Source organism: Micromonospora sp. AB353 (assembly GCF_049538395.1).
Taxonomy (GTDB): Bacteria; Actinomycetota; Actinomycetes; order Mycobacteriales; family Micromonosporaceae; genus Micromonospora; species Micromonospora aurantiaca.
The window spans coordinates 1-11,361 of record NZ_JBMVFV010000126.1; the positions used below are offsets into that span (position 1 = coordinate 1).

At 76.3% G+C, this 11,361-nt stretch carries 9 protein-coding genes and 1 pseudogene; 5 read left to right on the forward strand and 5 right to left on the reverse strand.

The annotated features are described in order from the left end of the window. The 4 genes and pseudogenes from ACPCK6_RS28270 to ACPCK6_RS28285 form a co-directional block, all read left to right on the forward strand. Positions 1 to 645: pseudogene (locus tag ACPCK6_RS28270) on the forward strand (hypothetical protein); the annotation flags it as partial. Beyond that, positions 642 to 2,108 (forward strand): NADH-ubiquinone oxidoreductase-F iron-sulfur binding region domain-containing protein, encoded by a 1,467-nt coding sequence (locus ACPCK6_RS28275; protein WP_396882671.1) that lies wholly within the window; start codon positions 642 to 644, stop codon positions 2,106 to 2,108. The pseudogene ACPCK6_RS28270 and the gene ACPCK6_RS28275, both read left to right, overlap by 4 nt. A 15-nt stretch (positions 2,109 to 2,123) precedes the next feature. Continuing rightward, positions 2,124 to 2,711 carry a redoxin family protein gene (locus tag ACPCK6_RS28280; RefSeq protein WP_423482718.1) on the forward strand — a complete coding sequence of 196 codons (588 nt, stop codon included), beginning with the start codon at positions 2,124 to 2,126 and terminating at the stop codon, positions 2,709 to 2,711. Then, complete coding sequence (locus ACPCK6_RS28285) at positions 2,708 to 3,649, forward strand: cytochrome c biogenesis CcdA family protein (RefSeq protein ID WP_423482719.1); 942 nt, start codon at positions 2,708 to 2,710, stop codon at positions 3,647 to 3,649. Before ACPCK6_RS28280 ends, ACPCK6_RS28285 begins: the two co-directional genes overlap by 4 nt. On the opposite strand, the gene serS is transcribed toward ACPCK6_RS28285, so the two are convergent. The 5 genes from serS to ACPCK6_RS28310 form a co-directional block, all read right to left on the reverse strand. Continuing rightward, positions 3,636 to 4,919 carry a serine--tRNA ligase gene (serS, locus tag ACPCK6_RS28290; RefSeq protein ID WP_184975299.1) on the reverse strand — a complete coding sequence of 428 codons (1,284 nt, stop codon included), beginning with the start codon at positions 4,917 to 4,919 and terminating at the stop codon, positions 3,636 to 3,638. The two genes, ACPCK6_RS28285 and serS, sit on opposite strands and share 14 nt — an antisense overlap. A gap of 430 nt (positions 4,920 to 5,349) precedes the next feature. Further along, complete coding sequence (locus ACPCK6_RS28295; protein WP_423482720.1) at positions 5,350 to 6,444, reverse strand: DNA polymerase III subunit beta family protein; 1,095 nt, start codon at positions 6,442 to 6,444, stop codon at positions 5,350 to 5,352. Positions 6,445 to 6,475: 31 nt separating this feature from the next. Next, a complete protein-coding gene (locus ACPCK6_RS28300) occupies positions 6,476 to 7,651 on the reverse strand; it encodes a saccharopine dehydrogenase family protein (protein WP_396882667.1) in 1,176 nt (391 codons plus the stop codon). A 31-nt stretch (positions 7,652 to 7,682) separates the two neighbouring features. Continuing rightward, positions 7,683 to 8,819 (reverse strand): alcohol dehydrogenase catalytic domain-containing protein, encoded by a 1,137-nt coding sequence (locus ACPCK6_RS28305; RefSeq protein ID WP_396882666.1) that lies wholly within the window; start codon positions 8,817 to 8,819, stop codon positions 7,683 to 7,685. Continuing rightward, complete coding sequence (locus ACPCK6_RS28310; RefSeq protein ID WP_396882665.1) at positions 8,816 to 9,259, reverse strand: hypothetical protein; 444 nt, start codon at positions 9,257 to 9,259, stop codon at positions 8,816 to 8,818. The genes ACPCK6_RS28305 and ACPCK6_RS28310 overlap by 4 nt, the downstream gene beginning before the upstream one ends. Before the next feature lie 152 nt (positions 9,260 to 9,411). Here ACPCK6_RS28310 and ACPCK6_RS28315 point away from each other — a divergent pair. Further along, on the forward strand, positions 9,412 to 11,361 hold a 1,950-nt coding region (locus ACPCK6_RS28315; RefSeq protein ID WP_423482721.1), incomplete at its 3' end, for a winged helix-turn-helix domain-containing protein.

Genomic DNA, 11,361 nt, shown 5'->3' on the forward strand with positions numbered 1-11,361 from the left:
CGCGACGAGGAGGCGGCGCCGGCCCGCCGGACCGACGGCGAACGGTCCCGCCGCCGTCGCCGCGACGACGAGGAACGCGTGACTCGCCGCTCCCGGACCGAGGAGCGGGTGGCTCGCCGCTCCCGCGACGACGAGGACCTGGTCGCCCGGTACTCCGCGCCGCCGGAGAGCGGCGGCCGGCACTCGGCGCCCCCGGACACCGGCGGTCGCCACTCCGCGCCCCCGGACAGCGGCCGGTACGCCACCGCGGCCGAGGTGGCCCGCTACTCCGCGCCCCCGCGCGCCACCGACGAGCCGGAGGAGCCGTGGGACAGCCCGCGCCGCTGGGAGTCCCGTCCGGTCTCCGGTGAGCCGATCTCGGCCGGCCCGATCTCCGGCACCCCGCTCTCGGCCGAACCGCTCAGCGGGTCCGGCCGCCGCTACCGCGACGAGGAGGACGTGCCGGAGGAGCCGGACTACTGGCGCCCGCCGGCCCGCTACGCCGCCGACGAGGCGTTCGTCGACGACACCCCGACGCTCGTCGACCTCGCCTCCCGCCGGGCGATGCGCGCGGGCAAGGAGAGCCGGTCCGGCCGTCGCAAGCGGGCCGACGCGGACGCCGTCGACGGTGCGTACTGGGCCGGGCTGCGGGGTGAGGCCCGGTGACGCGCCCGACGATCCCGCCGGTCGCCTGTGTCGGTGAGCCCCGCCTGACCGCCGGCTTCGCCGAGTTCGGCCGGCTCGACCTGCTGGCCCACGAGGAGGTGCACGGCCCGATCGGCCCGATGGAACCGGCGGCGCTGCTGCGGCTCGCCGAGGCCATCGACCTCAAGGGCAAGGGCGGCGCGGGCTTCCCGTTCGCCCGCAAGCTGCGCGCCGTGCTGGAGTCCTGCGAGCGGCAGGACCTGGGCGCCGTGGTGGTCGTCAACGCCACCGAGGGGGAGCCGGCGAGCTGGAAGGACAAGGTACTGCTCACCCGCGCCCCGCACCTCATCCTGGACGGCGCCGCGCTCGCCGCGTTCGCGCTCGACGCCGAGGAGATCGTGATCGGGGTGGCCGACGACGGGGTGGGCCGGCCCTCGCTGACCGAGGCGTTGCAGGAACGGCGGATGCCGGTGCCCACCACCATCGTCACGGTGCCGCACCGGTTCATCTCCGGTGAGGGCGGCGCGCTCGTCAACGGCATCAACGGCCTGCCGCACATCCCGCCCGGCACGAAGAAGCGCTCCAGCGACTCCGGCGTCGGCGGGCTGCCCACGCTGCTCTCCAACGCCGAGACGTACGCCCAGCTCGCCGTCGCCGCCCGGATCGGCCCGTACGAGTACGCCGCGCTCGGCACCGACGACGAGCCGGGCACCGTGCTGCTCACCGTCACCGGGTCGGCGAAGCGTCCGGCCGTGGTGGAGTGCGCCGCCGGCACCCCGCTGCGCGAGATCCTCGACCTGTGCGAGGTGCCGCCCGGCCCGGGCATCCTGATGGGCGGCTACCACGGCAAGTGGATCACCGCGGCGGCCGCCGAGCGGGCCGAGGTGTCCCGCAAGGGGCTCACCGCCGTGGGTGGCACGCTCGGCGCCGGCATCATCGTGCCGCTCGGTGCCGACACCTGCCCGCTGGGCGAGGCCGCGCAGGTGGTGCGCTACCTCGCGGGCGAGTCCGCCGGGCAGTGCGGCCCGTGCAAGATGGGCCTGCCCGACCTGGCCCGCTCGGTCGACCTCGCCGTCTCCGGCAGCGCGCCGGTCGAGCTGGTCCGGGCCGCGGCCGGGGACGTCAAGGGACGCGGCGCGTGCAGCCACCCGGACGGCACCGCCCGGTTCGCGCTGTCCGCCATGGAGGTGTTCGCCGACGACCTGCGGCTGCACGCCACCGGCGAGGGCTGCGGCAAACGCGTCAAGGGCATGATGGGCCTGCCCGGCGCGCCGGACGCCAACCCGCAGAAGCTCACCCTGGACTGGTCGCGCTGCGACGGCCACGGACTCTGCGCGCACGTGGTGCCGGACTTCATCCGGCTCGACGGCAACGGCTACCCGGCGTTCCCGCCCACACCGGTGCCGACGTGGCTGCGCGAGGGCGCGCTCAAGGCGGTAAAGGTCTGTCCCGAACTCGCGCTCCGCCTCGTCCGGGCCGAGTAGAACCAGGAGCCGCCGATGCGTACCGCCGTCCGTGTGACAGCCGCCGCCGTACTGGCCGCCACGCTCGCCGCCGCGACCGCCTGCGCCGCCGGACCCGAGCCCGGCGCCCGGGACGCAGCGGTCGCCCCGGCGGCCCCGGCCGCCGCGTCCCCGGCCGGGCCGGCATCCGCGCCGGCGTCCGCGTCACCGGCCGTGGTGCCGGCCGCGCTGTCGTTCACCGGCAAGACCCTCGACGGTACGGCGTTCGACGCCGCCGCCCTGGCCGGGCGGCCGGTCGTGCTCTGGTTCTGGGCGCCCTGGTGCGCCACCTGCGCCAGCCAGGCGTGGACGGTGGCCGAGATCGCCCCCACCTACCGCGACACCGTCCCCATCGTCGGCGTCGCCGGACTCGGCGAGCAGAAGGCCATGACGTCGTTCGTCACCGAGTTCGACCTGGGCGGCACGACACAGATCGACGACCGGGCGGGCACGCTGTGGCGCCGGTTCAAGGTGGCCGAGCAGAGCACGTTCGTCGTCCTGGACCGCACCGGCCGGGTCGTCCACCAGGGATTCCTGGACGGCGAGGCGTTGACCCGGCAGGTCGAGACGCTGGCCCGGGGATGACCGGCGCGCTGCTGCTCGCCCTGACCGCGGGCATGCTCGGCGCGGTCAACCCGTGCGGCTTCGCGATGCTGCCCGCGTACCTGTCGTTGCTGGTGGCCGGCCCCGGCGGCGGGCGCGGCGCGGTCGGCCGCGCGCTCACCGCGACGGCCGGGCTGACCCTGGGGTACGTGCTGGTGTTCGGCGCGTTCGGGCTGGCCCTGGCACCGGCGGCGGACTGGCTGCGGCCCCGGCTGCCGTGGCTGACGGTGACGCTCGGCGTGCTGCTGGCGCTGGCCGGATGCTGGCTGCTCGCCGGCCGGAAGCTGCCCGCACCGCGCCCGCTGCGCGCCGCGCCCCGGCTCACCCGCACGTGGCCGTCCATGGCGCTGTTCGGCGCGGCGTACGCGCTCACGTCGCTGACCTGCGCGATCGCGCCGTTCCTGGCGATCGTGGTGACAAGCCTGCGGGCCGGGTCGCCGTTGCGCGGGCTGGCGCTGTTCGGGGCGTACGCGCTGGGGATGGCGCTCGTGGTCGGCGTGGCCGCGCTCGCCGTGGCGCTGCTGCGCGGCCGGGTCGTGGCGCGGCTGCGCGGCGCGGGCGCGTGGGTGCCCCGGCTGAGCGGCCTGGTGCTGCTGGTCGCGGGCGGCTACGTCGCGTGGTACGGCTGGTACGAGGTACGCCTCGCCCAGGGCCGCTACGACGCCTTCACCGACCCGATCATCCGCACCGCCGCCCGCATCCAGCAGTCCGTGGTGAGCGCCGTCGACATGCTGGGCCCCGCCGTCCTCGCGGCCCTCCTCGCCGCGCTGCTCCTCGCCGTCTCCCGCCCTCGCTCCCTCTCCCGCGATCTTGCAGTTGGTGCCCGGGCGGAAGGGGTGAAGCGGACTTCCGGCGGGCCGGAAGTGCAAGATCGCGGGGGAGCGGCGGGAGCGGCGGGGGAGCGGGTCAGCGCGGGGTGAGGCGGTCGGTGCCGAGCTTGTCGCGGAGGACCTCCGGGACCACCACCGAACCGTCGGGCTGCTGGCACTGCTCCAGGATGGCCGGGAACAGGCGGCTGGTGGCCAGCGCCGAACCGTTGAGCGTGTGCACGAAACGGGTCTGCTTCGCGCCCGGCTCGCGGTAGCGGATGGCTGCCCGGCGCGCCTGGTAGTCGCCGGCCCAGGAGACCGACGACACCTCCTTGTACTTGCCGGTGCTCGGCATCCACACCTCGACGTCGAGCGTCTTCTTCATCGAGGCGCTCGCGTCACCGGCGGCGAGCAGGCTGGTCTGGAAGTGCAGACCGAGCTTGCCGACCAGGCCCTCGACGTGGCCGACCATCGCCTCCAGCGCCTCGCCCGCCTGCTCCGGCAGCGTGAACTGGAAGATCTCCACCTTGTTGAACTGGTGGCCGCGCACGGTGCCGCGCTCGTCGGAGTGCGAACCGGCCGCCTCGCGCCGATAGCACGGCGTGTACGCGAACGCCTTCAACGGCAGCTTCGGCGTCTCCAGGATCTCGTCCTGGTACGCGCCGAGGATCGCCGTCTCCGCCGTGGGCAGCAGGAACTGGCCGCGCGAGGACGACTGCTTGTCGATGTGGTAGACGTCGTCGTGGAACTTCGGGAACTGCCCGGCGGCGAAACCGGCGCTGTCCAGCAGCAGGTGCGGCGGGAGCAGGAACTCGTAGCCGGCCTGGATGTTCTGCTCGATCAGCCAGTTCACCAGCGCCCACTCCAGCCGGGCGCCCAGGCCGGTGTACATCCAGAAGCCCGAGCCGCCGAGCTTGACGCCCCGCTCGTGGTCGACCAGGCCGAGCGCGCGGCTCAGCTCCACGTGGTCGCGTACCTTCTCGATGGCCGGTGCCTCGCCGAACGTCCGCACCACCCGGTTGGCCTCCTTGCCGCCGGGGACCACGTCGTCGGCGGGCAGGTTCGGCAGCTCGCTCATCGCCGAGCGGAGCCGGGACTGCACCTCGTCGAGCTGGGACTCCAGCTCCGCGAGCTGCTTGCGCTCGGCCTCCGGGGCGACCGGCTGCGGCGTGCCGCCGGACCGTTTCGCCTCCGCGTACGCGCGCGCCTCGGCCTTGCGGCGCTGCCGCTCGGCGTCGATCTCCGTGATCAGAGCGCGTCGTTCCTGGTCGAGCCGCTGGATGTCGTCCAGCGCCCGGGTGACCTCGGCGGGATCCAGACGCTTCGCCAGCGCGGTCGCCACCGCCTCGCGATCCTTCCGGATCAACTCCATGTCGAGCATGCTGCTCGTACGCCTCCGTCCAGGCAGTCAGGTGGGACCTCCAGATGCTACCGTCGCGCCCCCGCCGCCCCGGCCCGGCCCGCGCAGCCCGCCGCCGCGAGGCCCTTTCCGGTGACGGTGCGTGGTGGCTGAGCCGTCGACAGGGTGTGCTCACGTTGCGTGATGGCGCTCCGGTGCCCGCGCCGCCCCGCTGCGGACCACCAGCCCGCTGAACTGGTCAATCTCACGGATCCGCTCTCCGGCGGACATGCCCCTCCGGCGACTTTGCTCTGCAGCCACCGACGCGGCGTTCGACGGAGCGTCAGCGTCTCGCGGATGGCTGCAGAGCAAAGTGCGCAAGAGGTGACGCACCCGGGAGGGCGGCGGCGTCACGCACGGTCACGGATAGGTGCCGCGGAGCGGTGCCGGCTCCGACGACAAGCGCGAACCGTCAGAGGCGTACCGGCATCAGGACCGAGAAGGCGTGCGCGTCGTCGGGCCGCCGCACGGCCAGCGGGGCGATCGGGCCGTCCAGCTCCAGCACGAGCTGACCGTCGCCGGACCCCAGGGCGTCCAGCAGGTACTCCCGGTTGACCGCCACGCGAAGCGCATCCGCAGCGTCGCCCGCGCCGTTCGGATCCACCAGGCGCAGCTCGCCCCGGCCGTCCAGGCCGAGCGCCACCACCTCGTGCGCGACGCCCTCGTGTGCGCGGTGACAGACCGGGACGTCGTCGGTGGTGAGCGCCGCGCGCAGCGCCGCGCCGTCGAACGGGATCCGGTACGCGGGTACGTCGCCGAGCTGTGCCCGCAGCAGCCGCCGGTAGTCCGGGAAGTCGTACGGCAGCGGGTCGGCGGCCACCGGGCGGCCCGCCACCGTCACCGTCACCCGGTCGGTGGCGACGACGACGTCGGCGGATTCGGCGCCGTCGGCGTCCAGCAGCGCGCGGAGGTCGTCCACAAATGCCACCGGCAGCAGCGCGTTCACCGGCGGGCCGTCGACGGTGGCGGCGACGCGGGCCACGGCGAGCCGGTGCCGGTCGGTGGCGACCAACCTGACACCGTCCGGCTCGACCTCCACCAGCACACCGGACAGGACCGGCAGGCCGGGGTCGGCGCCGACGGCGAAGCGTACGGCGTCCACGGCGGCGGCGAGGTCGGTGCGGGACAGCACGAGGCGGGTGGTCACGATGGTCTCCTCCGGGTCGATCAGGCTGCGGATCCGGGAGAGTTCGCGACGGGCGTCGGCCAGGCCGTCCTCCAGGCGGCGCAGGTGCGCGTCCAGCAGCCGGTGCACCTCGGCCGGCCGGTGCCGGTTCCGCAGCGCCTCGGCGATGCCGGCCAGCGGCATCCCCACCCGGCGCAGCCCGGCCACCAGCCGGGCCGGGTCCACCTGCTCCCCGGTGTACCAGCGGTAGCCGGTCACCGGGTCCACCCGGGCCGGAGCCAGCACCCCGGAACGGTCGTAGAACCGCAGCGCGCTGACCGTCAACCCGCTGGCCCGGGCCAGTTCGCCGATGCTGCGAAGCTCGCTCTCCACGGCCGTCATCCTGTGACCTCAAGCGGGTCGAGGGTCAACCTCACGACGACAGCGTGCGGAACGTGATGCCGGCGCGTACCAGCCGGTCCAGCAGCGCGTCACCCATCGCCGCGACCGGCGTGACCTGCCCGGCGGTCTCCGGCAGGTCGTCGAAGGCCAGGCAGAGCGCCGACTCGGCGAGCATCTTGGCGGTCTCGTCGTAGCCCGGGTCGCCGCCCGCCACCTCGGTCACCACCCGCCGGCCGCCGCCGGTGCCCACGAACCGCACCCGGAACCACGACCTGGCCCGCTGCTCGGCGGTCGGGCCCTGCCCGGAGGCGAGCCGCCCGAGCAGCCACCGCCGCGTCGGGGCCACCTTCACCAGCCCCACCACACCGGCCAGCCCGACGCCGGCGACGAGCACCGTGGGCAGCCGCTTCATCGCGGCGAAGTGCCGGTAGCGGAAGTCCGGGCCGTACTCCGGGCGGGCCGCCGCGGACCGGCGGACCACCTGCGGGTCGATGGTGGGCAGCGGCACCGCCCACTGGCCGAACTCGCGTACCCGGCCGACCCTGCCCGGGACCGCGCGGACCCGGCGTCCGTCCGGGCCGGGCTCCATCGCCCGGCGGGCCCGCGCCGCGCGGCTCATCTCACCGGTACGGGAGAACGCGGTGAGCGCCGAATGGTACGTCCCGGCGGAGAACCGGCCACCGGCCCGGACGTAGCCGTCCACGGCGATCGGCCCGTCGGCGGGCAGTTGCTTGACCGTGTACCAGACGCCCAGGTCGTGCGGGATCGAGTCGAAGCCGCAGGCGTGCACCAGGCGTGCCCCGGTGCGCACCGCCTCGGCGTGGTGCCGCACGTACATCCGGTCCACGAACTCCGGCTCGCCGGTGATGTCGAGGTAGTCGGTGCCGGCCGCGGCGCACGCGGCCACCAGCGGCTCGCCGTGGTGCACGTACGGGCCGACTGTCGTGGCGACCACCCGGGCGCTCTCCGCCACCGCGCGCAGCGACGCCGGGTCGGTCACGTCGGCGGTGAGCAGCGGCAGCTCGGCCAGGGCCGGGTCGATCGCGGCCAGCCGGTCCCGTACCGCTGCGAGCTTGTCCGGGTTACGCCCGGCGAGTGCCCAGCGCAGCCGGTCCGGCGCGTGCCGGGCCAGATAGTCGGCGGTCAGCCCGCCGGTGAAGCCGGTGGCGCCGAACAGGACGAGGTCGTACGGACGGTCTGCGCGCATCCGCCGAGTGTGCCATCCACGGCGCTCACCTTCACGGTGTGAAGAGCACCCGGACGCAGCCGTCGGCCCGGTCCCGGAACAACGCGTACCCCTCGGCGCCGCGCTCCAGCGGCATCCGGTGCGTGGCCAGGTGCTCGGTGACCAGCTCGTCGCGGGCCATCCGCTCCAGCAGCGCCGGGATCGCGGCACCGCCCCGGCGCCGGGCGGCGCGGACGGCGAGCCCCTTGTCGGCGAACGCACCGAGCGGGAACCGGTCCACGAACCCGGGCCGGGCGCCGAGCACCACCACCACGCCGCCCTTGCGGCAGGCGTGCACCGCCTCGCGCAGTGCCGCCCCGCCGTCCGGCTCGGCCACCGGCCACCGGCCCGGCACGGCCGGCACCCCGGAGGCGTCGACGCACACGTCCGGGCCCCGGCCGCCGCTGCGTTCGCGCAGCTCGGCGAGCACGTCCACGTACCTGTGGTTGAGCGCCTCCACGCCGTCGTGCCCGGTGACCATCCGCAGCCGGTCGTCCCGGTCGTCGACCACCACCACCCGGTCCGCGCCCCGGGCCACCGCCGCGTCGGCGGTGAGCTGGCCGACCGCGCCCGCGCCCCACACCGCCACCACGTCGCCGGGGGCCACCTCGCCCAGCTCGGCGCCGTACCAGCCGGCCGGCGCGGCGTCGGCGGCGAACACCGCCCGGTCGTCGCTCACCGACTCCGGCACGGCGAACGCGCCCACGTCGGCGTACGGCACCCGCACGTACTCGGCGTGACCACCGGCGAAGCCGCCCAGCCGGGCCGGGCGGCCGTAGCCGCCGGCGGGCGGCTGCCCCCACTCCGGCTCGGCCGCCACGCCGCTCGTGCCGTTGTCGCAGCACGCCGGCAGCCCCTGCCGGCAGAACCAGCACGCCCCGCAGGCCACCGCCGCGCCCACCACCACCCGGTCGGCGACCCGGTGCCGGCGTACCTCCGGACCGACCTCGACCACGTCGCCGAGGAACTCGCGTCCGAGCACCTCCCCGGCGGACGCCTCGGGCACCTGCCCACCGAGAAGGGGCAGGTCCGCACCGCAGGTGGTGCTGCGCCGGACCCGGACGATCATGTCCTGGGCGTTGCGCAGCTCCGGGTCCGGGACGCGGCGCACCTCGACCAGGCCGGCACCGGCCCAGCAGAGCGCCCTCACGTCGCGGTCCCCGGCCGGTCCAGCGGCGAACGGTCCGCCCGCAGCACCTCGCCGGTCTCCAGGAGCTGCTTGGTCTGCCGCAGCACGTGGCGCAGGAACCGGCCCGGGTCGTCGCCGACCAGGTGCGCGGCGAACCCCGGGAGCGTGCACTCCCCGCCCAGCGGGCGGACCGCCAGCTCCGTTCCACGCCCGCCCGGCGCCGGACGGGCCCACAGCTCGACCGCGCCGTCGAGGCGGCGCAGCGGCTCGGGCCACCGGCCGGCCGGGAGCACCTGCTCGGGCGCCCCGGCGATGGTCACCACCTGCCACCGGCCCGGCCGCGGGTCGGCGCCGGACCGCCGCGCCCGGCGGCGCGCCAGCACCCGCGCGCCCGCCGGAGCCAGCACCCGTGCCCCCGCCAGCGCCAGCGCGCCCGCCGCGAGCCGTCCGCTCCGCGTCACCCGACCTCCCGCCGTCCCGATGGCGGCGCCACCCGGCCGCCGCTCCGCGTGCCTACAGGGTGCGCGGCGCCCGGGTGAGCGGGGTTCGCCCGGAAGGGGTGAACCGGCGCGGTGCGGGTAACCGCTGCCCGCACCGACGGGGGGAGGGACGCATGCCGGAGGAGGCAGACCAGGTCGTCACCGCACCGAGCGGCACAAGCGACATCACCGGTACGCCCGATCTGCTCACCACCGGTCTCGATTCGCCGGATGTCGCCGGTGGGACGCTGCCGGGTGGCCCGCCGCTGCTGGCGTCCCGGTTGACGCCGCCCGTGCCGCCCGAGCCGGTCCTGCTGCGTCCGCGGCTGCTCGACCGGCTGGAACAGGGCGCGTCCGGCCCGGTGACGCTCGTCTGCGCGCCGGCCGGCTGGGGCAAGACGACGCTGCTGTCGACGTGGGCGCAGGGGGAGCGGGACGGGCCGGCGCCGGCCTGGGTGACGGTGGCCGAGGGGGAGACCACCCGGCGGCTCTGGGGCTACCTCGCGGCGGCCCTGCGTACCGCCGCCGCCGACGACCCGGACGACGCGCCGCCGCCGGTGCCGGACGGACCACCCCGGCCCGAGCAGCTCGAAACGCTCGCCGCCGCGCTCGCCGCCCGGGAACGGCCCGTGCTGCTGGTCCTGGACGACCTGCACCGGGTCACCGACCCGGCCGCCCTGACCGGGCTGGAGTTCCTGCTCCGGCACTCCGACGGCCGGTTGCGGCTGGTGGCCGGCGCGCGCGGCGAACCACAGCTGGCGCTGCACCGCTGGCGGCTGGCCGGTGAGCTGACCGTGATCGGCGCCGACGACCTGGCGTTCACCGCCGACGAGGTGGCCGACCTGCTCGTCGCACACGGCGTGGCCGTGCCCGCCCCGGCGGTGGCGCGGCTGGCCGAGCGCACCACCGGCTGGCCGGCCGGGCTGCGCTTCGCCGCGCTCGCACTCGGCGACGCCGCCGACCCGGCCCGCGCGGTGGAACGGTTCGCCGGTGACCAGCCGGACGTCGCCGCGTACCTGCGGGACGAGGTGCTGGCCCCGCTGGAACCGGCGACCCGCGACGTCCTGCGCCGGGTGGCGGTGGCCGTCGCGGTGCACGCCGACCTGGCCGCCGCGCTGACCGGGCGGCCCGACGCCGGGCACCTGCTCGCCGAGGCGGCCCGCGAGGGCGGCTTCCTGCACCGGGACGGCGGCAGCCCGCAGTGGTACCGGCCGCACCCGCTGCTGGCCGACGTGCTGCGCGACGAGCTGGACCGGCTGCCCGCCGACGAGGTGCGGGAGCTGCACCGGCGTGCCGCCGGGTGGTACGGCACCCACGACCGTCCGGCCGAGGCACTGCGGCACGCGCTTCTCGCCGGTGCGTGGGCCGACGCCACCGAGCTGCTCGTCACCCGCTGGCCCGAGCTGGCACCGGACGAACCGGCCGCCGTACCCGCCCCACCCGAGCCGCCCGCCGAGGCGGTCCGCCGGGATCCGGAGCTGGCGCTGGCCGCCGCCGCCGAGCGGGCCTACGCCGGGGATCCGGCCGCCGCCGACGCGCAGCTGCGGCGGGCCCTCGTCGACGCGGCCGACCTGCCCGCGCCGCGCCGAGACCGGTTCGGCCGGCTGGCCGCCGCCGTGGAGCTGAGCCTCGCCCGGCTCGGCGGCGACCACGAGGAGGTACGCCGGGCCGCCGACCGCCTGCTCGCCACCGCGTCCGGCCCGCCCGCGGACGCGGGAGCCGATCCGCGTGCCGGGTCGGCCGAGCGGGACGACGTGCGTGCGGTGGTCGGTGCCGCGCACGGCCTGGTCGCGCTGGCCGAGGGGGAGCTGTCCACCGCCCGGGACCGGTTCGCCGCCGCGCGGGAGGCGGCGCGGCGGGCCGGGCGGCCGCGTACCGAACTGCTCTGCGTCAGCCGCTCGGCACTGCTGGAGGCGGCCCGGGGCGCGCTGCGGGCCGCCGAGGAGCTGGCCCGGGAGGCGCTGGCGATGCCGCCGTGTCAGGGCTGGTCGTCGCGGTCCGACTGCGGCTACGCGTACCTGGCGCTGGCGTTCGTGGACTGGCAGCGGGACCGGCCGGCGGAGGCCGTGGCCCACCTGGCGCTC